General features: G+C 63.3%; 32 protein-coding genes. 17 read left to right on the forward strand and 15 right to left on the reverse strand.

Annotated features, from left to right (window positions below; genetic code table 11):
• Positions 1–25 precede the first annotated feature (25 nt).
• On the reverse strand, positions 26–316 hold the full coding sequence (locus ACH79_RS30685) for a hypothetical protein (protein WP_161854279.1): 291 nt from the start codon (positions 314–316) through the stop codon (positions 26–28).
• 386 nt (positions 317–702) lie between these two features.
• Here ACH79_RS30685 and ACH79_RS43250 point away from each other — a divergent pair, with 386 nt between their 5' ends.
• The 4 genes from ACH79_RS43250 (at position 703) to ACH79_RS30700 (ending at position 3,124) form a co-directional block, all read left to right on the forward strand.
• Positions 703–864: a hypothetical protein gene (locus ACH79_RS43250; protein ID WP_202639068.1), complete on the forward strand. Its 162-nt coding sequence runs from the start codon at positions 703–705 to the stop codon at positions 862–864.
• 44 nt (positions 865–908) lie between these two features.
• A complete protein-coding gene (locus ACH79_RS30690) occupies positions 909–1,307 on the forward strand; it encodes a hypothetical protein (RefSeq protein ID WP_161854280.1) in 399 nt (132 codons plus the stop codon).
• Positions 1,308–1,407: 100 nt separating this feature from the next.
• Entirely contained in the window at positions 1,408–2,634 is a 1,227-nt protein-coding gene (locus ACH79_RS30695) for a serine hydrolase (protein WP_161854281.1), read from the forward strand.
• Positions 2,635–2,674: 40 nt separating this feature from the next.
• The gene (locus ACH79_RS30700) at positions 2,675–3,124 is read left to right on the forward strand and encodes an ester cyclase (protein WP_161854282.1); all 450 of its coding nucleotides are present in this window, start codon (positions 2,675–2,677) and stop codon (positions 3,122–3,124) included.
• 18 nt (positions 3,125–3,142) lie between these two features.
• On the opposite strand, the gene ACH79_RS30705 is transcribed toward ACH79_RS30700, so the two are convergent.
• The 3 genes from ACH79_RS30705 to ACH79_RS30710 all read right to left on the reverse strand — a co-directional run bounded on the left by ACH79_RS30705 (position 3,143) and on the right by ACH79_RS30710 (position 5,130).
• Positions 3,143–3,370 (reverse strand): DUF6719 family protein, encoded by a 228-nt coding sequence (locus tag ACH79_RS30705; protein WP_161856652.1) that lies wholly within the window; start codon positions 3,368–3,370, stop codon positions 3,143–3,145.
• 20 nt (positions 3,371–3,390) lie between these two features.
• Entirely contained in the window at positions 3,391–3,543 is a 153-nt protein-coding gene (locus tag ACH79_RS43255) for a hypothetical protein (RefSeq protein ID WP_202639069.1), read from the reverse strand.
• Positions 3,544–3,630: 87 nt separating this feature from the next.
• Complete coding sequence (locus ACH79_RS30710) at positions 3,631–5,130, reverse strand: PLP-dependent aminotransferase family protein (protein WP_161854283.1); 1,500 nt, start codon at positions 5,128–5,130, stop codon at positions 3,631–3,633.
• 62 nt (positions 5,131–5,192) lie between these two features.
• On the opposite strand from ACH79_RS30710, the gene ACH79_RS30715 reads away from it, so the two are divergent.
• Together ACH79_RS30715 and ACH79_RS30720 are read left to right on the forward strand one after the other, a co-directional pair.
• The gene (locus tag ACH79_RS30715; protein ID WP_161854284.1) at positions 5,193–5,930 is read left to right on the forward strand and encodes a pyridoxamine 5'-phosphate oxidase family protein; all 738 of its coding nucleotides are present in this window, start codon (positions 5,193–5,195) and stop codon (positions 5,928–5,930) included.
• Between the two features lie 52 nt (positions 5,931–5,982).
• Entirely contained in the window at positions 5,983–7,260 is a 1,278-nt protein-coding gene (locus ACH79_RS30720; RefSeq protein ID WP_161854285.1) for an ArgE/DapE family deacylase, read from the forward strand.
• A 100-nt stretch (positions 7,261–7,360) separates the two neighbouring features.
• Here the strand turns inward: ACH79_RS30720 and ACH79_RS30725 are convergent, their stop codons facing one another.
• Positions 7,361–8,152: a cobalamin-binding protein gene (locus ACH79_RS30725; RefSeq protein WP_161854286.1), complete on the reverse strand. Its 792-nt coding sequence runs from the start codon at positions 8,150–8,152 to the stop codon at positions 7,361–7,363.
• 123 nt (positions 8,153–8,275) lie between these two features.
• Here ACH79_RS30725 and ACH79_RS30730 point away from each other — a divergent pair, with 123 nt between their 5' ends.
• Entirely contained in the window at positions 8,276–8,674 is a 399-nt protein-coding gene (locus ACH79_RS30730) for a PaaI family thioesterase (protein WP_161854287.1), read from the forward strand.
• A gap of 131 nt (positions 8,675–8,805) precedes the next feature.
• Here the strand turns inward: ACH79_RS30730 and ACH79_RS30735 are convergent, their stop codons facing one another.
• The 3 genes from ACH79_RS30735 to ACH79_RS30745 all read right to left on the reverse strand — a co-directional run bounded on the left by ACH79_RS30735 (position 8,806) and on the right by ACH79_RS30745 (position 11,995).
• Positions 8,806–9,846 carry a phenylacetaldoxime dehydratase family protein gene (locus ACH79_RS30735; protein WP_161854288.1) on the reverse strand — a complete coding sequence of 347 codons (1,041 nt, stop codon included), beginning with the start codon at positions 9,844–9,846 and terminating at the stop codon, positions 8,806–8,808.
• A 29-nt stretch (positions 9,847–9,875) separates the two neighbouring features.
• Positions 9,876–10,889: a carbon-nitrogen hydrolase family protein gene (locus ACH79_RS30740; protein ID WP_161854289.1), complete on the reverse strand. Its 1,014-nt coding sequence runs from the start codon at positions 10,887–10,889 to the stop codon at positions 9,876–9,878.
• 152 nt (positions 10,890–11,041) lie between these two features.
• On the reverse strand, positions 11,042–11,995 hold the full coding sequence (locus tag ACH79_RS30745) for a helix-turn-helix domain-containing protein (protein WP_161854290.1): 954 nt from the start codon (positions 11,993–11,995) through the stop codon (positions 11,042–11,044).
• Positions 11,996–12,258: 263 nt separating this feature from the next.
• On the opposite strand from ACH79_RS30745, the gene ACH79_RS30750 reads away from it, so the two are divergent.
• On the forward strand, positions 12,259–12,891 hold the full coding sequence (locus tag ACH79_RS30750; RefSeq protein ID WP_161854291.1) for a GNAT family N-acetyltransferase: 633 nt from the start codon (positions 12,259–12,261) through the stop codon (positions 12,889–12,891).
• Between the two features lie 80 nt (positions 12,892–12,971).
• Here the strand turns inward: ACH79_RS30750 and ACH79_RS30755 are convergent, their stop codons facing one another.
• Together ACH79_RS30755 and ACH79_RS30760 are read right to left on the reverse strand one after the other, a co-directional pair.
• Positions 12,972–13,274, reverse strand: coding sequence for a hypothetical protein (locus ACH79_RS30755; RefSeq protein ID WP_057862860.1), 303 nt, complete (start codon positions 13,272–13,274; stop codon positions 12,972–12,974).
• 145 nt (positions 13,275–13,419) lie between these two features.
• The gene (locus ACH79_RS30760) at positions 13,420–14,106 is read right to left on the reverse strand and encodes a DUF2161 domain-containing phosphodiesterase (RefSeq protein ID WP_161854292.1); all 687 of its coding nucleotides are present in this window, start codon (positions 14,104–14,106) and stop codon (positions 13,420–13,422) included.
• Between the two features lie 195 nt (positions 14,107–14,301).
• On the opposite strand from ACH79_RS30760, the gene ACH79_RS30765 reads away from it, so the two are divergent.
• Positions 14,302–15,015 carry a GrlR family regulatory protein gene (locus tag ACH79_RS30765; RefSeq protein WP_246738199.1) on the forward strand — a complete coding sequence of 238 codons (714 nt, stop codon included), beginning with the start codon at positions 14,302–14,304 and terminating at the stop codon, positions 15,013–15,015.
• Here the strand turns inward: ACH79_RS30765 and ACH79_RS44385 are convergent.
• The 3 genes from ACH79_RS44385 to fabG all read right to left on the reverse strand — a co-directional run bounded on the left by ACH79_RS44385 (position 15,012) and on the right by fabG (position 16,209).
• Positions 15,012–15,266: a hypothetical protein gene (locus ACH79_RS44385; protein ID WP_246738200.1), complete on the reverse strand. Its 255-nt coding sequence runs from the start codon at positions 15,264–15,266 to the stop codon at positions 15,012–15,014. The genes ACH79_RS30765 and ACH79_RS44385 overlap by 4 nt on opposite strands.
• A complete protein-coding gene (locus ACH79_RS30770) occupies positions 15,263–15,463 on the reverse strand; it encodes a hypothetical protein (RefSeq protein WP_161854294.1) in 201 nt (66 codons plus the stop codon). The genes ACH79_RS44385 and ACH79_RS30770 overlap by 4 nt, the downstream gene beginning before the upstream one ends.
• A 65-nt stretch (positions 15,464–15,528) precedes the next feature.
• Entirely contained in the window at positions 15,529–16,209 is a 681-nt protein-coding gene (fabG, locus tag ACH79_RS30775; RefSeq protein WP_161854295.1) for a 3-oxoacyl-ACP reductase FabG, read from the reverse strand.
• A 128-nt stretch (positions 16,210–16,337) separates the two neighbouring features.
• On the opposite strand from fabG, the gene ACH79_RS30780 reads away from it, so the two are divergent.
• The 3 genes from ACH79_RS30780 (at position 16,338) to ACH79_RS30790 (ending at position 18,116) form a co-directional block, all read left to right on the forward strand.
• Entirely contained in the window at positions 16,338–17,045 is a 708-nt protein-coding gene (locus tag ACH79_RS30780) for an SGNH/GDSL hydrolase family protein (protein ID WP_161854296.1), read from the forward strand.
• A gap of 105 nt (positions 17,046–17,150) precedes the next feature.
• Complete coding sequence (locus ACH79_RS30785) at positions 17,151–17,351, forward strand: hypothetical protein (RefSeq protein WP_161854297.1); 201 nt, start codon at positions 17,151–17,153, stop codon at positions 17,349–17,351.
• 72 nt (positions 17,352–17,423) lie between these two features.
• On the forward strand, positions 17,424–18,116 hold the full coding sequence (locus ACH79_RS30790; RefSeq protein WP_161854298.1) for a hypothetical protein: 693 nt from the start codon (positions 17,424–17,426) through the stop codon (positions 18,114–18,116).
• A gap of 292 nt (positions 18,117–18,408) precedes the next feature.
• On the opposite strand, the gene ACH79_RS30795 is transcribed toward ACH79_RS30790, so the two are convergent.
• Positions 18,409–19,155, reverse strand: a complete 747-nt coding sequence (locus ACH79_RS30795; protein ID WP_161854299.1) for a tyrosine-protein phosphatase — start codon at positions 19,153–19,155, stop codon at positions 18,409–18,411.
• A 92-nt stretch (positions 19,156–19,247) separates the two neighbouring features.
• Here ACH79_RS30795 and ACH79_RS30800 point away from each other — a divergent pair, with 92 nt between their 5' ends.
• Positions 19,248–19,565, forward strand: a complete 318-nt coding sequence (locus ACH79_RS30800) for an MliC family protein (RefSeq protein ID WP_161854300.1) — start codon at positions 19,248–19,250, stop codon at positions 19,563–19,565.
• 93 nt (positions 19,566–19,658) lie between these two features.
• Here ACH79_RS30800 and ACH79_RS30805 read toward each other — a convergent pair whose 3' ends face one another.
• Positions 19,659–19,862, reverse strand: a complete 204-nt coding sequence (locus ACH79_RS30805; RefSeq protein WP_371419299.1) for a DUF2735 domain-containing protein — start codon at positions 19,860–19,862, stop codon at positions 19,659–19,661.
• Positions 19,863–20,442: 580 nt separating this feature from the next.
• Between ACH79_RS30805 and ACH79_RS30810 the strand changes: the two genes are divergently transcribed.
• The 4 genes from ACH79_RS30810 (at position 20,443) to ACH79_RS30825 (ending at position 23,925) form a co-directional block, all read left to right on the forward strand.
• Positions 20,443–21,480: a glutamine synthetase beta-grasp domain-containing protein gene (locus tag ACH79_RS30810; RefSeq protein ID WP_161854302.1), complete on the forward strand. Its 1,038-nt coding sequence runs from the start codon at positions 20,443–20,445 to the stop codon at positions 21,478–21,480.
• Between the two features lie 193 nt (positions 21,481–21,673).
• On the forward strand, positions 21,674–22,378 hold the full coding sequence (locus tag ACH79_RS30815; protein ID WP_161854303.1) for a hypothetical protein: 705 nt from the start codon (positions 21,674–21,676) through the stop codon (positions 22,376–22,378).
• A 6-nt stretch (positions 22,379–22,384) separates the two neighbouring features.
• A complete protein-coding gene (locus tag ACH79_RS30820; protein ID WP_161854304.1) occupies positions 22,385–23,068 on the forward strand; it encodes a substrate-binding domain-containing protein in 684 nt (227 codons plus the stop codon).
• 32 nt (positions 23,069–23,100) lie between these two features.
• Complete coding sequence (locus ACH79_RS30825; RefSeq protein WP_161856653.1) at positions 23,101–23,925, forward strand: tetratricopeptide repeat protein; 825 nt, start codon at positions 23,101–23,103, stop codon at positions 23,923–23,925.
• Positions 23,926–23,934 lie beyond the last annotated feature (9 nt).

The following is a 23,934-nucleotide window of genomic DNA, read 5'->3' on the forward strand; positions in this document are numbered from 1 at the left end:
CGCGTCCGGGATGGGGGTTTTGGGCTTACCGTTTGAGCGGATTGGAATATTGGCGGGCCTCCGGGCCGGGAACGACCTTGCGGTCGCGGCAACCGACCAGATGCACCAATTTCTGCGGCGCCGAAACATTGCCGCGGAATTCGCTGCCTTGCTGCGACATCGCACCACAAACGCTTGACGGATGCGCTGAGGCTTTTTCCTGGTGCTTCAGGGAAGGATCGATCCGCGAGTTACTCCCGGACAAATTTCCAACAACCGGCTGGCCGGGTTTGCGGGTCGGGGTGTCATTGCCAACATCGATGTTGCGATGGCCCACGACTGCTGTCCTTTGTTGAGGAGGGGTCGAAACGCACGAGCCCGCGCAAAGTTGCACGGTGTCCGGTTGAGTCGGCCGGACCGAAGCTTCGGTTCATCCGGTAAGCCTGCGAACGAGACGTTCCTCGTCCACTGGACGAGGGTCAAAGCGGTTCCAATGGCCGGCTTGCAGTGTTCAGCCGGAACATCTGAAGCGAGGGCGGCCTGGCTGAATTCATTGGGCTTTTCCCGCCATTGTTTCGTCGGGCAGCGGCGACGAAACAATTCTCCTGTGTGACGAAACCATTTTTCGTTTTCGGCGCAGAGGTCCGGAAACGGCCCGCGGCTATCCAGATTGGCAACGAGACGGCGGCGGCTAGCGGCCACCGACAACCGGAGACAGTTCAGATGCGGAACCTCAGCTTCATCCTCGCCTTTGCCTTCGTTCTGGCGGGTCCCTCGATGGCTGGTTCCTCCGATCAGGCCCTGCCGGGCGTCGGCACCTTTGCCTATAGCGGCTCGCCGGTTGCGACCACGGCCGATCAGCAGATGGTCTTGGCCGCCAAGTAAGCGTGGCGTATCCGTTGCAACGAGATCGCCGATAAAGGCCCTGCATGCTGGCACGTATCTGTTTGACCGTAATTCTGACGTCCCTCCTTCTCAGCGGTGCGGCGCAGGCTCAGGTCCAGTTTCAGCCGCCGCAGACCTCATTCCGTTCGCTCTTCAAGGTGCCTGACCCGCGCGGCGAGTTCGTGCGGCTCTGCGCGCCCCATATGGTCGGACGCTGGGCCCATCCCGAAAGCGTCTGCGGCTGCCTGCATGATTACGCCGCCGCGACCGTGGAAGATGCCGACCTGCGCGAAGCGCTGCTGCGCGGCATCAGCGAGACCGGGGTGCCGACGATCGAAACCGCATGGGTCCCGGCGTCGAAGCAAGCCCTGATCGGCCCGACCTTCACCAAGATCGCCAAGCCGACGCTGCAATGCATGTTCGAGCCGGCGACGAACCAGTAACGTCGGCGTTACTTAGTCTCCTACAATTCCCTCAGTCTCGACACGCCGACAACGCCCATTGTAAGCAACGGTCGGTCGACGATCTGTGCGGGGCCTGTCAATGCAGCCCGGACGAATCCTGCTCTCATGCGCGGTGCTTCTCGTGCTGGGCGTGCCAGCCGCCGCTGCGCCCGATGAGGACCTGTTGGGAAAGGCGGCCGGCTACCCGATCGGCTCGCGCGCCAACTGGTTTTATGACGAGCATGTCCGGGTCGGATCGTTCAGCCACCTCGACAGCATCCTGCCGCACTACACGCTGAAGAAGGCGGCTTCTCCGCGGCCGCTACGGAAAGTTTCCACCGAGCCGAAGATCGACTATCGGTTCGAACAGCAGACCTATACGCTTGACGACTTTCTCAACCATCAGCGCGTCACCGGCTTTCTGCTGATCAAGGACGGCGAACTCCTGGCCGAACGCTATCAGTACCATCGCAATGCGGACCACCGTCTCGTTTCGCATTCGATGGCGAAGTCCATTGTCAGCATTGCAGTGGGGATGGCGCTGGCCGAAAAGAAGATTGCCTCGCTCGACGACACCATCGCCCAATACGTGCCAGGGCTTGCCGGCAATCCCTATGGCGAGACGACGATCCGCAACATGCTGCGGATGGCGTCCGGCGTGCCGTTCCAGGAAATCTATGACGGCAAGGACGATCTGGCGAAATTCAACAGGATCCGCCTGACGCAGGACTCGGTCGCGGCGCTGCGCGCGTTTACGACGCGCGAGGTCGAGCAGGGGACGCGCTTTCACTATGCGTCCAACCAGACCGTTGCTCTCACGCTGTTGGTCCGCGCGGTGACTGGCACGTCGGTGAGCGAATATCTGACGACGCGCCTGTGGCAGCCGATGGGCGCGGAGGCTGATGCGACCTGGGTCAGGATCAAGGACGGCACCGAAACCGGCTCGGGGAGTTTCAATGCGGTCCTGCGCGACTATGGCCGCCTGGGCTTATTGCTGGCGAACGACGGCGCCCTGGGCGACAGGCAGATCGTGCCGAAGGATTATCTGCTCGACGCCACCGACTGGCACCGCCAGCCCGAGGCGTTCACGCCGCGCAAGGCCACGCCCTATTTCGGCTATGGCTACCAGTTCTGGCTGTTTCCGGGCGAGAAGCGGCGGTTCGCGCTGCTCGGCGTCTACGGCCAGTCGATCTTCGTCGATCCCGAGCTCAAGCTGGTGATGGTCATTACCGCGGCGGCGAAGAACGCCAGTGTCGGCAAGGAGCTGTTCGCGCGCGAGCGCGATGCGCTGTGGCGCGGGGTCGTCGCCAAATATGGCAGCTGGTAGGCTGGGCTCAACATCGAACAGATAGCACAGGGGAAAGACCATGCGATCCATCATCATCGGGCTTATCAGCATATTGCCGTTCGTTGTGTCTCCGGCTTCGGCCGCCGACGCGGCCAGTGAGGAAGCCAACAAAAAGGCAGTACTCGAATTCTACGATGCGGCGCTGAACCGGAAGGACTTTGACGCCGCCGCGAAGTATTTCGGACCGCACTATATCCAGCACAATCCGACGGCGCCTGATGGCATCGAAGGTTTCAAGACCTTCCTCGGTTTCCTCAAGGAGAAGTTTCCGGACTCCCGCAGCGAGATCAAGCGTGTCTTTGCCGACGGTGACTACGTGATCCTGCACGTCCACAGCGTACGCGAAAAGGGCACGCGCGGCCGCGCCATCGTCGACATTTTCAGGCTCGAGAACGGCAAGATCGTCGAGCACTGGGATGTTATCCAGGAAGTGCCGGAGAAGGCCGCCAACACCAACGGCATGTTCTAGCGCCTCGCGAGCGCGCCGCTATCGTTTCTTCGTCCCCAGCCGCGGAATGCACTTGCGCGTGCGCACCACGCCAGACGTCGTCATCTGCGAGCCCTGGACTTCCTTGATCTGTCCCGCCGGGCACGATCCGTCGTCGACCAGAACACGCTGGCCGAGCCTGAGGTCGACGATGTCCTGCTCGCGCGAGACCGCTTGAGCGAACGCAGGCGTGGCGAGCAACGACAGAACGAGGGCGGCGGCTTTCATCGGCGTCAAATCGGTCTTCCTCACTTGGTCTTGATCTTCAGCCCGTCGGGACCGACATTGATCTGCAGGCCCTCGGGTTCTTGCTTGGCCTTATAGAGATTGTAGCTGAGCGCGCCGACCGCGACGATCAACACGCCGATAATGAGATAGAGGACGTTGCGATTGCCAGGCATCCGCCATTTCCACCGTGACATTGATTTGAGGCATTGAGCTTAGTGACGCGGCGGCGATTCTGATAGAGCGCCGGCCGGCCGGAGCGGTCAGCTCGCGGCTTTCCGCTGTTTGCCTCGATCGGTTCCGCGGGCCTTGCGAGCTGCCTGCAACGCGGCGAGCGATGACTTCGCCAGCCGTTCGGCCGAGGCGACCAGTTGCGGCAGCTTGTGGCCGGCAAATCCCAGCACAAAGCCGGGGAGCGGCCGCGCGCGAAAATAGGTTTCCGCCAACAGCCAGCCTGCGACACCGGCATCCGCCTTTGCCTTTGCGGCAACCAGCGGATCGGTCGATGGATCGAACCGCGCGACCAGATGCAGGCCCTGCGAGGGCACCGGCACCGAGAGCATTCCCTGCGATGCCGCCGACAGGGTCGAGGCCAGCACATCGCGCGCTTCGCGGTAGATCCCGCGCACCTTGCGCAGGTTGGCCGCGAACGCGCCGGAATTGAGCATGTCCGCCACGGCGCCTTCGAGCAGCGTGCCGGGAAAGCGATCGAGCGCAGCGCGGGCGGTCGTCACCGGCCCGACCAGCCGCTCGGGCAGCGCGCAATAGCCGATGCGCAATCCGGGAAACAATGTCTTGGCAAACGTGCCCATGTAGATGACGCGCGAGAGGTGGTCGATGCCGGCGAGCGACAGCAGTGGTGCGCCGTCGTATCGAAACTCGCTGTCGTAATCGTCCTCGATCACGAAGGCGCCGGCGTCCCTGGCCCAGTCGAGCAGCTCCAGCCGCCGCGGCATCGACATCTGCACGCCCAGCGGAAACTGGTGCGACGGGGTCACGTAGGCCGCGCCCGCCGTAGCAGCGAGAGCCCGGCCCCGGGCCACGATCATGCCTGATACATCGACAGCCACGGCGACGGGACGCAGGCCGCAATGTCCGATCGCTCGTCTTGCGGCGGGATAGCCGGGGTCCTCGCACCAGATCTGATCGCCAGGCTTGAGGATCGCGCTGAGCACGATCCGCAACGCGTGCTGCGTTCCCGACGTCAGCATGATCTGGTCCGGATCGCAGCGCAGCCCGCGCGCCGACAGCAGGTGATCGGCAATCGCGGCGCGGAGTTCATGGCTGCCTCGCGGGTCTCCATAGTGAAGGTGCTCGGTGCCGAAGGCGCGCATGCGCCGGCCGGCAAACGCCCGGAAGCGCTGCAGCGCCCGCTCGTCGATATGCGTGCAGCCGAGCGCCAGCGGGCCCTGCTGCTGCAGCTCGACCGCGATCTTGGTCTTGCGTGCCTCGTTGGCTGGGGCAGGGATGCGCGCGGCGACGAAGGTGCCGGAGCCGACGGTGGCCACGGCAAAGCCATCCGCGATCAGCCGCTCATAAGCCGAGGTGACGGCGTTGCGGCGGAAACCGGTCTGTTTTGCAAGGGTGCGCGACGGCGGCAGCGGCTCGCCGGGTTTTGCGATCCCGCCCGTGATGGCGTGACACAGCGCCTGATAGAGCCGGTGCTGGGAAGAGGCGCCCGGCGTGACGTGCGCACCCGAGAGATCGAGCGCGAGCTCGGCCTTGCGTCGCGGCGGCGGCAAATTGGTCGGAATGTTTCGCATGGAATTGGCACTATCGCAGACCAAATTGGCCGGTACAACTGTCAACGACCGCACTCAATTGGATGGGGACTGCCGTGACCGACGCCGTGACCGCCGACGCGTATCCGTTATCGCCGCGAAACCAGGTGAAGCGGCGCCACGATCGCGGCTTCTACGACCATGCCACGGTCCATCGCCTGCTCGACGCCTCGATGCTGTGCCACGTCTCCTATGTGATCGACGGCCAGCCCTATTGCACGCCGACGTTCTTCTGGCGCGAGGGCAGCAAACTGTACTGGCACGGCAGCAGCGCCAGCCGCATGCTGCGCAACCAGTCGGAGGGCGAGCGGGTCTGTCTTACGGTCGCACATCTCGACAGCCTGGTGCTGGCCCGCTGCGGCTTCAACCATTCGGCGGACTACCGCGCCGTGATGGCGTTCGGCACGGCATACCTCGTCACCGATCCGATCGAGAAGGAACGCGCACTGGTCGCCATGGTCGACCGCTTCTTTCCTGACCGCACCGCGAGCTTGCGACAAAGCACGGTGCAGGAGATCAAGGCGACATCGGTCATCGCGATGGAGATCGAGCAGGCGTCCGCCAAGATCAGGTCGAAGGGCGTCGCCGACGACGATGAGGACTATGAGCTGCCAATCTATGCCGAGCGGATTCCGGTGCGCACAGTGCTGGGGCGGCCGGAACCCTGTCCGCGGCTGCTCGACGGCGTCGAGCGCCCGGCGTCGCTGCGCGGCTATTCGGAAGGCCGCCTGCTCGAAGATGCATTGCGGGATGCGCATTTTGCGCATTACGCCGGCGGCTGAGATCGGGGTAGGGTGGACGCTCCTTCCTCGATTTGCTGACTGGAGCCGCCGCATGACGACCGATCCGCAACAAAGAATCCTCGACGCCGTTGACGCCGGCTTTGACGCGCAACTGGCGACGACACGGGATTTCGTTGCGATCCCCTCGACCCGCGGCGCTGAAGGGCCGTGTCAGGACATGATCGGCGATCTCCTGCGCCAACGCGGCTATGAGGTCGATGACTGGCATATCGATGTCGAGGATTTGAAGGGTCTGCGCGGCTTCGGCCCGATCGAACATGATTTCTCCAAGGCACGCACAGTGGTCGGTACCTACCGTCCCTCCAATAATGCCGGCAGATCGCTGATCCTGCAGGGCCATTGCGACGTCGTTCCGGCAGGTCCCCTCGACATGTGGGAGACGCCGCCGTTCTCGCCCACGATCAAGGATGGCAGGATGTACGGCCGCGGCGCCTGCGACATGAAGTCCGGCACCATCGGCGCGCTCTATGCGCTGGATGCGATCAAGGCCGCGGGACTGAAGCCTACGGCGCGCATCCATTTTCAGTCCGTGATTGAGGAAGAGAGCACTGGCGTCGGCGCGCTCTCGACCCTGCAGCGCGGTTATCGCGCGGACGCCTGTTTCATCCCGGAGCCGACCGGCGAGACCATGGTCCGCTCGCAGGTCGGCGTGATCTGGTTTCGGCTGAAGGTGCGCGGCTTCCCGGTGCACGTCTTCGAGGCCGGCGCGGGCGCCAATGCGATCATGGCGGCCTATCACTTGATCCACGCGCTGCAAAAACTCGAGGCTGACTGGAACGAGCGCGCCAAGGCGGACCGCCATTTCAAGGCAGTCAGCCATCCGCTCAACTTCAACCCCGGCATCATCAAGGGCGGCGATTGGGCCTCCAGCGTGCCGGCCTGGTGCGACGTCGATTGCCGCATCGCGGTCCTGCCAGGCTGGTCGATCGCCGAATGCCAGAAGGAGATTTTGGCCTGCGTGTCGGCGGCCGCGCGCGATCATCGCTTCTTGTCCAACAATCCGCCGCAGGTCGAATGGTCGGGTTTCTTGTCGGAGGGCTATGAACTGACGAACTCTGCCGAACCGGAAGCCGCTTTTGCGAAAGCGTTTGGCGCGGTCTATGGCGGCACGGTGCCGGATCGGGCGTTCACCGCGCTGACCGATACGCGGTTCTACGGGTTGAACTACAACATCCCGAGCCTCTGCTTCGGCGCGAAGGGTGCCGCGATGCACGGCTTCAACGAATATGTCGAACTGGATTCGCTGCGGAAGTCGACGAAAGCGACTGCGCTGTTCATTGCAGAATGGTGTGGGGTGGAGAGGGTGTAGGAGCCGCGCTGCCGTAGGGTGGGCAAAGCGAAGCGTGCCCACCATGACTTGCATCGGATGCTAGAATGGTGGGCACGTCGCTGACGCTCCATTGCCCACCCTACGACACCGGCGAAGGCCACAACGCCTTCACGATCGCGTCCAGCCCATCCGTCAGCGCCGCCGGGCCGGGCTGCAGGATGATCGTCGACTTGATCTCGACGATGCGGTTGTTGCGCACGGCCGGGATATCGCTCCAGCCGGGACGCTGGCGGATACGATCCGGCACCACCTTCTTGCCGCACCAGGAGGCGAGGATCACATCGGGCGCCGCGTCGCGCACCGCATCAGGCGAAATGATCCGGTCCTTGGCCGCCTGCTGAAACCGCAAGTTCGGCAGCGCGTCCTCGCCGCCGGCGATCTCAATCAGTTCGGACACCCACCCGATGCCGGAGATCAGTGGATCGTCCCATTCCTCGAAATAGACCTTTGGCTTCGGCGCGGGCCGGGGCGTCGCCGCGATGCGTGCGAGGCGCTCTTCGAAGTTTCTCGCGAGTTGATCTGCGTGCCCCGCCGCCCCGACCATAGCACCGAGCGTGCGGACCATCGCGAGAATGCCGGCGATGTCGCGCTGGTTGAAGACGTGGATGGCGATCCCGGCGCGCACCAGATCGGCGACGATGTCCGCCTGAAGGTCGGAGAAGGCCAGCACGAGATCCGGCTCGAGCGCCAAAATCTTCGGAATGTCGGCGGAGATGAAGGCGGCGACCCGCGGCTTCTCGCGGCGGACCTGCGGCGGCCGCACCGCATAGCCGGAGACGCCGACGATGCGGTCCTGCTCGCCGAGCAGGTACAGCGTCTCAACGGTCTCTTCGGTGAGGCAAACGATCCGGCGGGGTGGGAACTGGCGCATGCCGGAGAATGCCGAATTTCGGCCCGCATGTCACGGCAGCCATTACCTCGGAGGTCATTGCCTCATTTACCGGCAGCCGCCATTCTGCCCGGGAAATCACGTCGAAGAAAGGCCGGAGGACGAATGACGCCGCTCGAGAAAATCCAGTCGATGAGAATGCCGTTCGCGGAACTGAAGGGCGTGACCTTCACGGAAGCAGGACAGGATCGGGTGGTAGCAAAGATGCTGGTGCGGCCAGATCTCTGCACGCTGCGGAACACGATTCACGGCGGCGCTGTGATGGCGTTGGCGGATTCGGTTGGCGCAGCGGCGACCGTCATCAACCTGCCGGCGGACGCCAAGGGCACGACCACGATCGAGAGCAAGACCAATTTCATCGGCGGCGCCAAGGAAGGATCGACCGTAATCGCCACCGCCACGCCGGTGCATCGGGGACGCCGCACCCAGGTCTGGCAGACGCGGCTGGAAACCGAGGACGGCAAGCTGGTCGCGATCGTCACCCAAACCCAGATGGTGCTGTAGCGTCAGCGCCTGGCGCAAGTTCGTCATGCCCGGCCTTGTGCCGGGCATCCACGTCTTTGCTTCAATGAAGTTAGAAAAACGTGGATGGCCGGGACAAGCCCGGCCATGACGGCTGCATTCTCACGGGGGTCTCAGGCCGCTTCCACCGCGTTCAGCATTCCGGTTTGCGGGTGACAATCGACATATTCGAAAAGCTGCTCGTCGGCGCGGGCGATGGTGACCTCGTGGTAGAGCCGCAGTTTTGCGGCCGGCCCGAGCGTCGACAGGTATTTCATGGCGGCGCCAAAAATCCTGACATGGGTCGGGTGCGATTCCGCCCAACGTTCGAGCGCCGACAGGCTTTTCCACCAGCTCATGCCGTAGGATTTTTCGGTCGCCGCGCCGTCGGGGCCAACCACCGTCATGTAGCGGTTGGCGTAGCAGCCGATCGAGCGGCCATGGTCGCGCAGGAAATCCATGCCCTCGCGCAGCACCGGCTCGACATCGCCGAGATACATCTTGCGTTCGGCGGCTTCGGTGTCGCCCCAATCCTGGCCAGAGCGGATCAGGCAGACATTGTCGTGCGGGATGATGCGGACGCGTGCGCCATCACGAACGGCGCGGGCCGAGCCTGATGGCGCCATCTCGCTGGTTTGCGACAACGGGATGCGGTCGCGCATGCCGCCCCAATAGGCGTGCTCCAACACTTCGCCGCTCATGCCGTCGGCGAGAACGGCGACGCCCTCCGGCCTGCCGAGGGAAGAGAACAACGTCTCATAGCCTTCCACGGAGGGGTAAAGCGCCTCGATGAAAGTGCCGAACCCGTCATTGGTTCGCTCGCCGCCGGTCCAGCGCTCGCGCGTGGGCAGAAACCAGCGATCGAATGTTTGCCGATCGTCCCAATAGGCCACCGTGACCGCGTTGGTGAAACCGGCCTCGTCAACATAGCGCGCGCGGTCCCAATGCGTCGGGCCGTCCTTGGCCGCGAAATCCGAGGCAAGCCGGGCCAGCGCCTGCTCGGCAGCGATCGATGGCGTTCCGCGGGTCTGGAGGCCGAAATAGGCCATCACCACCCGCGTGACGCTCGGTTTGTGCCGCGCCACGAACGACGGGTAGGGCGGCGCATAATCGTCGCCGACGCGGCGGTGACGCGTTCGCGCGGTTTGCAGATGTGCAGGGATTGCGGATTCCATCGGCCTGCTCCTTGTCAGGATGGACGCGTTCAGGCCTGCAGCCTGATTTCGCTCAAGACTTCGGCATCGACGGGCAGCGAGAAATGCTCGACGCGGTTGGCGCGCGTGGTGTTGAGCAGCAGCCGCGTGACGTCGGGCCGCGAATAATGCCCGGCCGGATCGGCGGCGTTCTTCGCCACCCCGATCATGCCGAGATCGATATCGGCGTACAAAATGCCTTCCTGATCGGGCGGGAGTTTCTCGGCAAGCGAACTGCCGTCCGGCCCGTAGATCACGGCGTGGCCACCGCCGGCATGCAGGAAGGCGTGCTTTTCAGGAGAGTCGCAGAGCTCTTCGATCATCGCCTGCGAGACCACCGCGCAGGGGCCGAGGAAGAAGCAGGAGCCTTCGACCGCATAGACCTTGCTGGCGGCGTTGTTGACCTCATGGCCGAGCGCATGCGCGAACGGATCGTAAAGTGAAAAGCTCGGCCATGCCCCGACATGCACCTGTTCGTTCTGGGCATACATCGCGTATTTCGACAGCGGCTGCAGATGCTCCCAGCAGCACAGCGCGCCGAGCCTGCCGACGTCGGCGCGATCGTGAACCGCGAGATCGCTGCCGTCGCCTTCGCCGAACACGGTTCGTTCGGCATGGGTCGGACGCAATTTCCGGCGCTTGGCGATGGTCTCGCCGTCGGGACCGATCAGCCATTGCGCGATGTAGAGGCTGCCGCCGTCGCGTTCGGACAATCCGAGCACCGCGGTCAGCCTCGCGCGTTTGACGGCCTGGCGGATCTTTTCCGCCTGCGGGCTGTCGAAGGCGAGCGAGTTGTCGAAATACCGCTGCACAAAGCCGCGGCCGATCGCCCAGGCCGGCGCGCCGAGCCAGATCTGCCACGGATATCCGGGGATGAAGGTTTCCGGAAACGCGATCAGCTTGGCGCCGTTCGCGGAAGCTTCCTCGATCAGCGAGATGGTCTTGTCGACGGTGGCGTCGAGATCGAGAAAAACCGGCGCCGCCTGCACCACCGCCACCTTGTATTTCTGATGAACCAGACCCATCGCACCATCCTCTTCGCATTTTTGACCGACACTTGCTGGGAGCGAGCCTACCGCCACGGCCACGGCCGTCGCTTGTCCGCGGCGGAACGAAAACTTGTCGTAACCGGCAGATGAATGGCTGAGGGGGCGTGACCAGACGGAGGGGACTGCCGCTATTTGCCGGGCCGCTCGCGCCATTCGCGCGGCGAGACGCCGAAACGCTGCCTGAAGATACGGCTGAAATGGGCGAGGTCGTTAAAGCCCCACGCGAAGGCGATCTCGCCGATGTGCCGGGCCTGACAGGCGGGGTCGGCAAGGTCGCGCTTGCAGCGTTCCAGCCGTTGGGTCTGCACATAGAAGCGGAACGAGGTCTGCTCGTCCGCCATCAGGTCGCTGGCGTAACGCGGCGAGATTCCGACCGCGGCTGCGGTGCGCGGCAGCGACAATTCGGGATCGGCAAGATGCGTCAGGATATGGTTCTTGAGCCGATAGAGCAGCGCCGAGCGGTGGGCCGACTGATCCGGCAAGCGCGCATGCAGCCTGTCGGCCAGCGTCATCGCCAGCAGGTCGAGCGCCTGGTCGAGCAGGCGGCTTGCGGCGGCGGGATCAACCTGTTCGATCGTCTTGCTGACATTGAGCGCGAAATCATAGGTCAGCCGTTCGAGCGGACGATCGCCGGCGAACGTCGTTGCGGTCAAACCATCGAACGAGCCGATGCGCTGCTGCAACAGCTTGCGCGGCATCTGCAGGATGGTCTGCGAAAAGCAGTCGTCGAAGCGCAGCTCGTAGGGGCGGGTGGTGTCGTAGATGACGAATTGTCCCGCGGAGACGATCGCCTCGCGGCCGTCCTGGAAGACGCCGTTCACGCCGCTGTTGCCGAGCGCCATCAGCACGAAATCTTCGCTGGCGCGCGCAATTCGCGACGGCGTGCGGAATACCCGCTGCGCGGTGGAATCGACGCGCGTGAACGCCGCAGGCCCGATTCTGGATTGCGATACCGAGCCCCAGAACGCGCCGCGCAAATCCGATTTGCAGTCGAGGCCAACGAAAGTGTCGCAGACGATGTCCTGCCACACCGCAAGCCGGCGGTCCGGGAGGCATGAACGCGTGTCGAGCACCACAGCCACAACGGGCCTCCGCGAGCAATCCGGGTGTGTTGCCTTAAGCCTTGGTTTGTTCGGAAATAAGCAGGCGCCATGCCAGTCTGCGCCGGGCGGCGAATCTTAACAATTGGTTAATGGCGCCGCCGCTAAAGCGCTGCAAACATTGCTGTTATTTAAGGCAGTATGCGGAGCAACCTGGTCTTGTATTTGATGTTGCGACGCACAATATTGGTGGTCTAGGGATTCGACGCCTCCTCGAAGGGCCTTTCTGAGAGGAGTTTTGGACTATGTACCTCACCGTTATTGCGGCCGCGCTCGCCAACAGCAGCGTGCGCACGCTCAGCCAGCAGGAAGAATTGCCGCTGTTGCGCGATCACCTGCTCCGGCTTGATCGCATCAGCCGCCGCGACCGTTTCCATGGCTTCATGGACGACAGCTTCATCGAGCGCTACGCCGAGAAATGCGCCAATGACGGCACGGTCATCATTGCTTTCTTCGAAGATGGCGTGGTTCGGGGCGCGGCAGAGCTGCATCCGCCGGATCAGTCGCCGGATTCGCTTCCCGAGATCGCCTTCAGCGTTGAAGCGTCGGTGCGCCGTCGCGGCGTCGGCAGCATCCTGTTTCGCAAGCTGATCGCGGTGGCGCGGGCCAAGGGCTACAAGAGCCTGCGGATCACCACCGGCGCGCAGAACGAGGCGATGCGGGCACTTGCCAGCAAGTTCGGCGCGCAACTCGTCTTCCGCCACGGCGAATCGACCGGCACGATCGATCTGACGAAATATGATCAGGCCGAGTTCGCCACGTCTTGGGTCGAGAACGCGGTGAATGCAACGCGCGCGGCCGTGGCCTTCAACCGCGCCTATTGGCGAATGCTGCTTCGGATGGCTAGTACCGCGCCGTCGGAGTGGGGCGCCTCGTAAGCCAGGGACGCACGTTCAAATCCAGCGAATTGCCCAAGGGGCGATTCGCTGGACACAATTCAGTGAATGTTTTGATCTTGTCAGGTGCCGGTGCGCTTGTCGTTGCCGAAGCGCCTGACGACACGGCGCTCGACCACGACGGAGCGCTGCGCGCCCGCTTCGCCCGCGATGACGCGGGTCGCCGATCGCGCCATCGCGCGGCCGGTCTTCTTCACTTCCGCCAGCACTTCCTCATAGGGCAGCCCCATCAGTGCGGCGGCGATTTCCGCCTGCTGCTGCTGATCGTCGGTGATTCCCACCGCGGCGAAGATTGCCTCCTCCAGCGTCGGCGGATCCCGCCGGACGCGTCGTGTGCCGTATTTCGTGTTCCAGTCTTCGCTCATAGGGGCCTCGCATTGACTTGCCGAGATACCTAGGTGCCCTAATGTTGCATTGCAATATGAATTTCGCATGGCAATACAGCCATGCGTCAACAATCCCTCAAATCTGGTTGGCCGTGCGGTTTCGATATTTTGATCGGTCCGCGCGTCAGGGCGCGGAATTGCCGGCCGCGGGCAGATCCAGCGGCTGTTGCGGCCAGCGCTTCAACGCGGCATGGCCCGCATCGGTGAGGACATAGATACCGCGCTCGGCGCGATCGAACCAGCCATAGACGTTATGCAGCAGGATTTTTCCGGCATCGGGAATCTCGGAGCGCAGGTCCCGGACGCGTCGCGGCCCGCCCGACAGCGCCGAGGCGCAAGCCAGCGCCTGCTGGCGATAGGCCGTCATGATCGGCGCGCGCGTCGATCCGCCCAGGACGGGATCGCCCTTGCGCTTCTGATGCTCCGCGATCAGGCGCGAGCGTTTTTTGGGGTCGCGGCGGGGGGCTGATGTCGGCGGCTTCACGATCACCTCGACATCGCCGGTATTGGTGACGGCGAGCATGCCGAAACCAAGCCGGCGGCAGAGATTGCGGTAGCGCGCGTCGCTTTCGCGGCCCTTGCCGCGCGCGGATAATTTGGCCGCGAGCCAGACCTCGTCGGCGGCGCCGGCGCGGTCCACCGCCTGCAGGATCAGTTCCAGATTGAAGGAAAGCTTCAGTTCACCGATCACCACGATCGGCGGGTCGTCGCCGCTCAGCGCGACCAGGTCGCAGCCGCCGACCTCGCCCTTGACCGTGAAGCCGAGCTTTTCGAGGAAGCGTTTGACGGGGAGATATAGCGCGGTTTCCAAAATCTGCTCCGGCGGCGCCGTGGCCGCGACTCAATGTCCGGACTTTAGCCGAATTCCGGCAAAGCGTTTGATCGGGCCGCACTGCGGCGGCTATTCTGGGCGCCGGGGACAAGGCCATACGGCAAATGGACGGAACCTGCGAATCCAGTGTTCGCGGGTCGAATGGTATTTGCCGGACTAGAAGCGAGCAGGGGCGTGCTGAAAGGACTGTACAAATTCCGTTTCACGACGGAGCGCGGGGAAGGTTCGGGCGTGATGTTCGCGACCGCGGGCGGCAGGCTCTATGGCGGCGATTCCGGCTCTTCCTTTGTCGGCAGCTTCACCGAGGCTGATGGCATCGTCTCTTGCGAGGTGACGATGTCCCGCCATTATCACGATCCCAGATACGTGCCGATGTTCGAGGTCGAACATGCCGTGATGAACTTCACGGGCAAGCCTCGCGGCGAGGGAATTCACTTCGAGGGCGGCAGCGCGGCCTTGCCCGGCGTCCATTTCACGACCGTTCTGACCCCGATCGATGTTACCGACGCGCCGGCGCCTGGTGAAGTCGGGCCTGACGCGATCGGCAACGGACTGTATTCGATCCACATTCGCATGCTGGACGGCATCGATGCCGGCAATACCGGCGTCATGATGCTGCGCGACGGCCGCATCCGCGGCGGCGACGCGTTCTTCGATTATATCGGCGCGTATTCGGCGGCGAACGGCAAATGGAAAGGCGAACTCGTCAACCGCGAACATACGCCGGCCATAAGCGAGCGGCCGATATTCGGCGGCCATGAAGTCGGCATCGGCTTTTCCGGCACCTACGACGCCGATGGCGCCGAAGGCGAAGCCACCGCACTCGCGGGCAAGCGCAGCATCCGCTTCAAGGCGGTGCTGCGGAAGTTGGTGGATGTCGAAGACTAGCCGATTAGCCGATCGTAGTCAGCGTGAGAGCCTATCCAGAACCAAACATAGACATCGTCGACTTCAACAGCCAAGACACGATACCGCAGTCCGACACGGGCAGACCAATACCGACCGACTCTTTTGAATTGGAGCGAAGGATGGCGCGGATCGCGCTTGAGCAACGCAAAGTTGGCATCAGCCAACTTCTGGATCGGGGAAGGCAATGTTCGGTAAGCGTCCCAAAACCTTGGCGATGCTGAGTGTTTCACAAGTCCCGGGATTTGCCGGCGCGATATGCCGCAACGGCCTCCTCTGCAAAGGCGTCGAGCTTGCCGGCGTGCGCATCACGTTCGATGGCTGCGTCGAATCGATCGGCGTCAAACGCTTCAAACCAGGCACGAAACCTCGCTAATTCTCGAGGCGGCAGTTGCTCGACGGCCTTTTCAATGTCTTCGGCTGTTGTCATTTCAACAATATAACACCCCCGAAGCGCAGCGCAAAGCCGTGCGACTGAATGGCTGGAGATGCGATCTAAACCCTCCCGTTCACCGGCAGCAGCGCGCCGGTGATGGCGCTCGCCGCGTCGCTGGCGAGGAACAGGATCACCTCGGCCAATTCCTTCGGCGCCACCCATTTGGCGAAATCGGCTTTGGGCATGCTGGCGCGGTTGGCTGCGGTGTCGATAATCGACGGCAGCACGGCGTTGACGGTGATCTTGCCCTTCAGTTCGGCGGCAAGCGCCTCGGTGAGGCGATGCACGCCGGCCTTGGAGGCAGCGTAGGCGCCCATGCCGGCACCTGCCTGCAGCGCGCCCATTGCGCCGACATTGACGATGCGCCCGGCACCCGATGCGACGAGATGCGGGATCGCCGTGCGCGATGCGTTCAGCGCGGTCATGACGTTGAGCGCGTACATCCGCTGCCATGTCCTGGGATCGCCATCCGCCACCGTTTCGAAGGCGAAGCCGCCGGCGATGTTGATCAGCGCATCGAGCTTGCCGAAATGCGATGCGGCGGTGTCGATGGCTTTCCTGGCTTGCGCCGCGTCGGTGAGATCGACGCCGCCAAGTTCGAACAGATCGGCTGTTGCCGGCGCTTGCGTCGGGGCGTGATCGACGCTCGCAATCCTGGCGCCGCGCGCCAGCGCCTCGTCGACGACGACGCTGCCAAGTGCGCCGAGAGCCCCCGTCACCACAATGACCTTTCCGTCCATGATGGCCTCCGTACGCCGAGGAAACAGGGGGATCGCAGCCTAGCGCCGAGAGCTTTTCATTTGCAATGCGGCTAATTTCAGTATCCAAATACGAGCACGCGACCAATCGCTCCCGCGGAGGATGTCACATGCCCGACGCGACCAGGCCCTGCGAGACGCATCCCGATCTCGTCAGCTTCAAATACCCGCTGCGGTATTTCAAGGAAGCTCTCAGGTACAGGCGAAAGGTCAAGATCGTCGCAATTGGATCGTCCTCGACGGCGGGCGTCCTGCCGGTCTTGCCTTATCCGCCCCGGTTGGAGTTGCTCCTGCGGAACAAATTCAATTTCTACGGCCGGATGATCGACGTGCTCAATCGCGGGATCAAGGGACAGGAGTCTCCGGAGGAATTATCGCGCCTCGAGACCGATGTGATCGATGAAACACCGGCGCTGGTCATCTGGCAGGTCGGCACCAACGCCGTATATCGGAGCGCCAGCTATAATCCGGATGAAGTGGGAGAGGCGATCACGGTCGGTCTTGATTGGCTGGCCGGCTTGCAGATGGATGTGGTGCTGATGGACCTGCAATATACGCAAGTGATGGTTGACCAAGCCCACCTTGAGCAGTCCAACGCGATGGTGAAGCGGATAACGGCCATTGGAGAGAAGGCCGGGGTCAACGTCTTCCGCCGCTTCGCGCTGATGAAGCGCTGGGTCGACGACGGCATTCCGATCCTCGATCTGGACGATGGAGAAAACTCCCACCTTCATACCGGCGAATGGGCGACCAATTGCATCACGCATGCCCTTTCCGACGCGATCGAGCGGGCGGTCGAAATGGACGGCGTCACGTAAGACTACGGTACGAGGCAAATCGATAAAATTTGCCGGAGTTCTGTAAGCCGTTTGCAGACTCCGTTCGCTAGAACCGGACACCAACAAAAGGCAGGGGAATTTGTCATGGGTTTGGTAGATCACGGTTTACCGCTTGTTCAGCTTAAGGAGCAGCGGCGCGACCTGGTCGTAGCGCTGCAAAATCGCAGCGGTCCGGTCTCGAGCTGGGAATTGATGCAGATCGCCGCGATCCAGCAGGCGATCTCGGCGTTCGAGGACGTCATCGCCGATCTCGATGCCGAAATGGAAATGGAAGCGGCGGCCTGAGCCGATAGGCGCGGCCTTCCGCAACTGCCACGGCCCGCTTTACGGCCCGTGCGCGGGGAGTAAGGTCGCGGTATGCGTCGCGCTCTGGTCTTTCCACTCGTTCTCCTCGCGTTGCATGTGCAGCAGGCGACGGCCGTGCATGCCCAGGCCTGCGTCGCCGATCAACATGGCGGGCTTGTCTGCGGCGAGGGCAAGGCCGCGATGCGTGTCGTCGCCGACACCATTTCGCCCGCGAAGGATTACGCGTTCGCCTGGCGCAGCGCGCAGGGCCTGCCGTCAGGCAGCGATATTCCCGACGATATCGAAAACGTCCTGATCCGCATCAGCGATGGCGCGGTGCTTGCCAAGCTCGCCGGCAAGTATTGGGCGACGGGCGCGATGCGCGCGAACCGCTACGAATTGATTGCCGCCTGGTCGCCGGACAGCCGATCCGTCATCGAGGTTGCGAACAGCCGCTGGGAAAGCGATTCCTTTGCCTACTACCGGATTGATGGTGGGACGGCGACGAAGCTCGATCTGCGTGCGCTGGTCGAGCCTGTCATGACGGCCAGGCTGCCGCCGCGAAATCGCCAGGGTAATTCCTTCCGCGTGAGGACGGATCAGCCGGTGACGCTCGATGCGCGCGGCCGCCTACGCTTTACCGCGATGCTCCATGTGCCCAAGAGCGAAACCAGCAACGACTACAAGGTACACGTCAACGTCCGGACGACAGGCGGCAAGCCGTCCGCGCAGGTCGTGTCGATGCGGCGGGTGAAGGCGGATTAGGGTGCGTACTCATCATTTCGGTCCGTGTCAGCTCTGCTTCTAAAGCGACGTGGCAGCGCGTCGTTGCGAATGCCGCGGACTTCGTCGCATACTGCGCCCCCTGAGTGTGAGGGTAGCCCGTCCGAGGTATTCAGCTGTTCACCAAGGCACTGTATTCTGCCTGTAGGGCTTGCCGGAGAAGCGGAGCGGTATTCCCGAGTTTAGGATTGTCGGGTTGGCGGAAGTACCCAGCCTTGGCGATCCGAGAGAGGAGCCCCGGCGCGCGCAGCGTCGGGGCTCTCTTTCTGCGTTGTCAGCCTTGCAGATAGCGCGCTTCGAGATGGGCGCGCTCGGCTTCGCCGAGACCGAGGCCCTCTCGGAGATAGGTCTCGAGATCGCCGTAGTCGGCGTCGATGGCCTCGAACGCGGCGGCGAGGAACGAGGCCTGCACCGAACCAAGCACCTGCCTGATGTCGTCAGGCAGGTCGGTGCTGTGATTGGGATCTCGCCGGTAGAAGCGGTTGGTCAGGAGATAGTCTTCCGAAATGATGTCCTCGGAAACGCCGAGCGCATGCAGGATCAGCGCGCAGGCAAAGCCGGTGCGATCCTTGCCGGCGGTACAATGGATCACCAGCGGCGCGCGGTCTTCCAGCAAATGCGCAAACAGCGCCCGGTAGTGCCGCGTGTTCTTCTGTACGTAGCTGCGGTAGGAGTCGCGCATCACCTCGACGGCGTGGTCCGTCGACAGCGGTGTGCCGGCAGCCACGATCGCGCGCAGCGCCGCGACCACCGTGGGTTCGACCGGCAGCGAGTGGACGGTGATTTCCGGCATGCCGCACAGGGCGGCGGTGCGCTCCTCGGTGCCGCGAAAATCGAACGCGCTGCGCACGCCGAGCTCCCGCAGCACGGAGACATCGTCACCGGTGAGATGACCGAGATGGTTGGAGCGAAAAATCTGCCGCCAGCGCACGGTCCGGCCGTCGCTGGTGGGATAGCCGCCGAGGTCGCGGAAATTGCTGGCGCCGGAGAGGTTGAGATGGCGGGCAGGAGAATCTGACATCAATGCAGCAGGGGTTCGAACGGAGAATATGGAACGGATCGGGTGTCGTTCCGGCCCGTCTCGTCTATACTGAACTCTCACGGGGGCGAAACATGAATCGGCGGAACATCACGATTTTTGGCGCGGCGCTGGGCCTCGCCGCGGTTGCAGTTACGGCATCGCCGGCGTCGGCGCAGTCCAGCTTCCGGAACTATCGTTGCACCGACGGATCGCAATTCATGGTCGGATTTTTCCAGTACGACAAACGCGCCCATCTGCAACTGGACGGCAAGGCGGTGACGCTGCCGAGGCGTTGGACCCTTTCGGGCTCGCGTTATCAGGGGAAGGGCGTGACCTTACGGATCACCAAGGCCGGGGTTACCACGCTCAAGCACGCCAGACGGCGGACCACGACGTGCGAGCAGACATGAAAAAGGGCCGAAACGATTTCGTTCCGACCCTTTTCTAGTTCTCCGTCCGCGCCGCGTTTGCCGGGCGCATCTCTGCCAAACACCTCCCAGGCATCAGTGATCCCGCTCGGTCTGGGCGTCCTGGATCGCCGCGGCGTGGTACCAGCTATCGCAGCAGTCAGCGAGGTTGACCGGCTGGGCAGCGGCAAACTCGGTCACGGCTTTGGTCTCGCCATAGCGACGTCCGCCGAGAGCCGCCCGGCCCCCGGTGGGGAATTGGTAAATCTTGGCGGTCCCCTGATTCAAACCCGTAGTCATCATCGCAAGTCTCCTTATGTCGAAGCGCGAGCCTCCATGCTGCATGCTGCGCCCGACTCGTTCTTGACTGGTTACGTGAGTCGATATTGTCGGTGCCCCGGGCGGGTGCAAGTGATCAAGAGAGCGGCAGCTTTTGTCTATTTCGTAGGCAGTTTCGGCGCTGCTTCCTGCGAGGCAGCCATCGCGTGACCAACGCGTGGGCCGACGGGATGGTTGCTCGGGGAGGCCGGCTGCCCGCACAAGGACTTCGAAAGGGTGCCACAGCTTTAAGCGTCTAGCGGCGGACAGGCGGAAATGCCGGAGAAATGGGCTGGATTCACTGTGCAGGAGAGCCGCCGAAGCGCCGGATTTGCAGGCCCGCCGCGCTTCTATGTCGCAGCTTTTATTTTAGGCCGCTGCCGGCAAGCCCTGTGGATGACTGATGCCGCACTGCAGCGATTGGCACGTTCCATGCTTAGGGGGACGTGGCCTACGTGGCCGGGTACACGTATGCGGAAAGACCTCCGGGGGCTGGGCGTCACACCTCAGATTTCAAGCGTCGGTCTTCCGCATTTCACAGAAGCAACTCAAGAGAGGCTCAATGACCAAGTACAAGCTCGAGTATATTTGGCTCGACGGCTATACGCCGACGCCGAGTTTGCGCGGCAAAACGCAGATCAAGGAATTCGACAAGTTCCCGACGCTGGAACAGCTTCCGCTCTGGGGTTTTGACGGTTCGTCCACCATGCAGGCCGAAGGCCACAGCTCCGATTGCGTGCTGAAGCCGGTCGCGGTCTATCCGGATGCCGCGCGTGAAAACGGCGCGCTGGTGATGTGCGAAGTCATGATGCCCGATGGCAAGACCCCGCACCCGTCGAACAAGCGTGCGACCATCCTCGACGATGAAGGCGCCTGGTTCGGCTTCGAGCAGGAATATTTCTTCTACAAGGACGGCCGTCCGCTCGGCTTCCCCTCGGACGGTTATCCGGCGCCGCAGGGCCCGTACTACACCGGCGTCGGCTATTCGAACGTCGGCAGCGTTGCCCGCAAGATCGTGGAAGAGCACCTCAACCTCTGCCTCGCCGCGGGCATCAACCACGAAGGCATCAACGCTGAGGTGGCGAAGGGCCAGTGGGAATTCCAGATCTTCGGCAAGGGCTCCAAGACCGCTGCCGACCAGATGTGGATGGCCCGCTACCTGATGCTGCGCCTCACCGAGAGCTACGGCATTGATATCGAATTCCACTGCAAGCCGCTCGGCGATACCGACTGGAACGGCTCGGGCATGCACGCCAACTTCTCGACCAAGTACATGCGCGAAGTCGGCGGCAAGGAATACTTCGAGAAGCTGATGGGTGCCTTTGAGAAGAATCTCATGGACCACATTGCCGTCTACGGGCCGGACAATGACAAGCGCCTGACCGGCAAGCACGAGACCGCGCCCTGGAACAAGTTCAGCTACGGCGTGGCCGACCGCGGTGCCTCGATCCGCGTTCCGCACTCCTTCATCAACAACGGATACAAGGGCTATCTGGAAGACCGCCGCCCGAACTCCCAGGGCGACCCCTACCAGATCGCTTCGCAGATCCTGAAGACCATCGCGGAAGTCCCGACCGGCGCCAAGGCGGCCGCGGCTTAAGAACTGACGATACGTCCCGGTAACACCGGGGGGCAAAAGCTGATCCGCCAAAGCGAAACCGCCTTGGCGGATCTTTGCGTTTTTATGACACGGCGTCTTGATGGGGTTGAATTGGAGCCGGCCGTTCAAGGCCGTTCCCCTGGGTTATTAACCGCGCTAGACAACGGACCGTGAGCTTGCCGGGGACACGGCATTGTTTGAGGGATTTTACAAGGTCAGGTTTCAGCTTGGCGCTTCGGTCGGCCGCAGCGTGATGTATGCGCGCGACGGCAGGATGCTGGGCGGCAATTCCGCCTTCGCCCATATCGGCACCTACGAAAAGCAGGACGACGGTGTCGACGTCGTGATTCAGACGGTGCGCCACAACCCGGACCCGAACTATCGCGCGATGGCCGGCACCGACGATGCCACGCTGCTGGCGAAGGGCAGGGCGGACGGAAACCTCTACCGCTTTGAAGGGGGCTTGAAGGAATTACCGGGCGTGGCGTTCCATTCGGTGATGACGCCGATCGAGCAGGACGCCATACCGATCGCTGGCGGTGTCGGCCAGAGAGGTATCGTCAACGGTCTTTATTCCATCCACGTGCGTCTGCTCGACGGCGTCGAGGGCGGCCTCACCGGCGTGATGCTGCTCAACGAGGGCCGCATCCTCGGCGGCGATGCGTCCTTCTATTATGTCGGTAGCTACACCTCGGAGAACGGGCGCTGGAAGGGCCAGATCCTCAATCAGGAGCATACGCCCGCCATGGGCGAGAACCCGATCTTCGGCGGCCATGAAGTCGGCATCGGCTTTTCCGGCACCTGCGACGAGGAAGGCGCGCTGCTGGAAGCGACTGCGCTCGCCGGCAAGCGCAGCCTTCGTATGACCGCGGTGCTGAAGCTGATGCGGCGGGTGTAGCGGCCGATGAGCGATGCCATCCGCGTGCTCTCGACGCTGGCGTTGAAGGGTGCCGTTCACAGCCTGGCCGGCCAGTATCAGGCGGCAGGCGGCGCGCGCATCGATGCCGATTTCGCGCCGACATTGGCGCTGCTGGACCGGTTGCGCGCGGGCGAAGCCGCCGATGTCGTGATCCTGACCCGCGAGGGGCTCGACGAGGTCGCCCGCGAGGGTCGGGTGGCCGCGGATAGCTGCGTGGATCTGGCCCGCTCGTGGGTCGGCATCGCCGTGAAGGCTGGGGCGGCCCATCCCGATATCGCGACCGAGGCGGCGTTGCGCGCGACGTTGCTCGGCGCGCGCGTCGCCTATTCGCGGCTTGGCGCCAGCGGCATCCTGTTCGCAAAGCTGATCGAGCGGCTCGGCATTGCCGCCGACATCAACGCCCGCGCGATCATCATCCCGCAAGGCTTCACCGCCGAGCGGCTCGTAACCGGCGAGGCCGATCTCGCGGTCCAGCAGATCAGCGAATTGAAGCAGGTCGGCGGCATCGAGGTGGTCGGGCCCATTCCGCGCGAACTGCAGACGCCTGCGGTGTTTTCGGCGGGACGGATGGCGACGAGGCAGAAAGCAGGCGAGGCGGATCGGTTGCTGCGCTATCTCGCTTCGCCCGATGTCGCGCCGCTGTTGCGCGAGAGCGGGCTGGAGCCTTGAATTTGGCGGCCCGTCGAAGCAACCTGCGGATCATGAAGCGGACGTTCCGAAGCCTGCTGATCGTGACCATTGCCGGGGCCGTCGCGCCGACGCCCTTGGCCGCGCAATCGGCCGACCTTGTGCTGTGCGACCGCGTGGCTGCCGATCCCGCGGATCCAGACAAGCCGGCCGATGCGAAAGGCGTGGCCGATATTGCAGCCTCTGACATCGCCACGGCCATCAAGTTTTGCAGAAACGCCGCGAACGCGTCGCGGCGCGCGATGTACCAGCTCGGGCGGGCCTACGCTGCCAACCGACAGACGGCGGAAGCGATGGCGGCTTGGCGCAAGGCGGCCGACAAGGGCTCGACCTCGGCGATGGTCGAACTCGGCGTGCTCTATGGAACAGGTGCCGGCGTCACGCGGGATGAGGCGCAAGCGCGAAAACTGTTCGAGCGCGCGGCGCAAGCCGGCAATCCGCGGGGAATCAGCAATCTCGCAGCGCTCGGCGGCGGCGCGTCATCCGATCCGGCGCGTGCGCGCGAATTGCTGTCGAAGGGCGCCGAGACTAACGCCGAGGCGCAGTATCAGCTCGGCATGATGCTTGCGGAAGGCAATGGCGGGACCAAAGACGATGCTGCCGCCCGTGCGCTGTTCGAGAAGGCGGCGGCGCAAAATCATCCCGGCGCACTGGAGCGAATGGGAGCGTTCGCGCAGGAAGGGCGCGGCGGACCAAAGGATGCGGAGGCCGCCAAGGCCTATTATCAGCGTGCCGCCGCACTCGGCGACGAGGATGCGAAGAGGGCGCTGGAGCGGCTGCGCTGTCCCTATGCGATCAAGGATAAACGCGGAAACGTGGTCACCAATCTGTGCTTCTGAGCCGCTGGC

Origin of the sequence: Bradyrhizobium sp. CCBAU 051011, assembly GCF_009930815.1 — a bacterium.
GTDB lineage: Bacteria > Pseudomonadota > Alphaproteobacteria > Rhizobiales > Xanthobacteraceae > Bradyrhizobium.

Bases quoted from the DNA above. Each gene is read 5' to 3' on its own strand.
- ACH79_RS43250 (WP_202639068.1), top strand. From the start codon at position 703: ATGCGGAACCTCAGCTTCATCCTCGCCTTTGCCTTCGTTCTGGCGGGT.
- ACH79_RS30690 (WP_161854280.1), top strand. From the start codon at position 909: ATGCTGGCACGTATCTGTTTGACCGTAATTCTGACGTCCCTCCTTCTC.
- ACH79_RS30695 (WP_161854281.1), top strand. From the start codon at position 1,408: ATGCAGCCCGGACGAATCCTGCTCTCATGCGCGGTGCTTCTCGTGCTG.
- ACH79_RS30700 (WP_161854282.1), top strand. From the start codon at position 2,675: ATGCGATCCATCATCATCGGGCTTATCAGCATATTGCCGTTCGTTGTG.
- ACH79_RS30705 (WP_161856652.1), bottom strand. From the start codon at position 3,370: ATGAAAGCCGCCGCCCTCGTTCTGTCGTTGCTCGCCACGCCTGCGTTC.
- ACH79_RS43255 (WP_202639069.1), bottom strand. From the start codon at position 3,543: ATGCCTGGCAATCGCAACGTCCTCTATCTCATTATCGGCGTGTTGATC.
- ACH79_RS30710 (WP_161854283.1), bottom strand. From the start codon at position 5,130: ATGCGAAACATTCCGACCAATTTGCCGCCGCCGCGACGCAAGGCCGAG.
- ACH79_RS30715 (WP_161854284.1), top strand. From the start codon at position 5,193: ATGGGGACTGCCGTGACCGACGCCGTGACCGCCGACGCGTATCCGTTA.
- ACH79_RS30720 (WP_161854285.1), top strand. From the start codon at position 5,983: ATGACGACCGATCCGCAACAAAGAATCCTCGACGCCGTTGACGCCGGC.
- ACH79_RS30725 (WP_161854286.1), bottom strand. From the start codon at position 8,152: ATGCGCCAGTTCCCACCCCGCCGGATCGTTTGCCTCACCGAAGAGACC.
- ACH79_RS30730 (WP_161854287.1), top strand. From the start codon at position 8,276: ATGACGCCGCTCGAGAAAATCCAGTCGATGAGAATGCCGTTCGCGGAA.
- ACH79_RS30735 (WP_161854288.1), bottom strand. From the start codon at position 9,846: ATGGAATCCGCAATCCCTGCACATCTGCAAACCGCGCGAACGCGTCAC.
- ACH79_RS30740 (WP_161854289.1), bottom strand. From the start codon at position 10,889: ATGGGTCTGGTTCATCAGAAATACAAGGTGGCGGTGGTGCAGGCGGCG.
- ACH79_RS30750 (WP_161854291.1), top strand. From the start codon at position 12,259: ATGTACCTCACCGTTATTGCGGCCGCGCTCGCCAACAGCAGCGTGCGC.
- ACH79_RS30755 (WP_057862860.1), bottom strand. From the start codon at position 13,274: ATGAGCGAAGACTGGAACACGAAATACGGCACACGACGCGTCCGGCGG.
- ACH79_RS30770 (WP_161854294.1), bottom strand. From the start codon at position 15,463: ATGACAACAGCCGAAGACATTGAAAAGGCCGTCGAGCAACTGCCGCCT.
- fabG (WP_161854295.1), bottom strand. From the start codon at position 16,209: ATGGACGGAAAGGTCATTGTGGTGACGGGGGCTCTCGGCGCACTTGGC.
- ACH79_RS30780 (WP_161854296.1), top strand. From the start codon at position 16,338: ATGCCCGACGCGACCAGGCCCTGCGAGACGCATCCCGATCTCGTCAGC.
- ACH79_RS30785 (WP_161854297.1), top strand. From the start codon at position 17,151: ATGGGTTTGGTAGATCACGGTTTACCGCTTGTTCAGCTTAAGGAGCAG.
- ACH79_RS30790 (WP_161854298.1), top strand. From the start codon at position 17,424: ATGCGTCGCGCTCTGGTCTTTCCACTCGTTCTCCTCGCGTTGCATGTG.
- ACH79_RS30795 (WP_161854299.1), bottom strand. From the start codon at position 19,155: ATGTCAGATTCTCCTGCCCGCCATCTCAACCTCTCCGGCGCCAGCAAT.
- ACH79_RS30800 (WP_161854300.1), top strand. From the start codon at position 19,248: ATGAATCGGCGGAACATCACGATTTTTGGCGCGGCGCTGGGCCTCGCC.
- ACH79_RS30805 (WP_371419299.1), bottom strand. From the start codon at position 19,862: ATGACTACGGGTTTGAATCAGGGGACCGCCAAGATTTACCAATTCCCC.
- ACH79_RS30810 (WP_161854302.1), top strand. From the start codon at position 20,443: ATGACCAAGTACAAGCTCGAGTATATTTGGCTCGACGGCTATACGCCG.
- ACH79_RS30820 (WP_161854304.1), top strand. From the start codon at position 22,385: ATGAGCGATGCCATCCGCGTGCTCTCGACGCTGGCGTTGAAGGGTGCC.
- ACH79_RS30825 (WP_161856653.1), top strand. From the start codon at position 23,101: ATGAAGCGGACGTTCCGAAGCCTGCTGATCGTGACCATTGCCGGGGCC.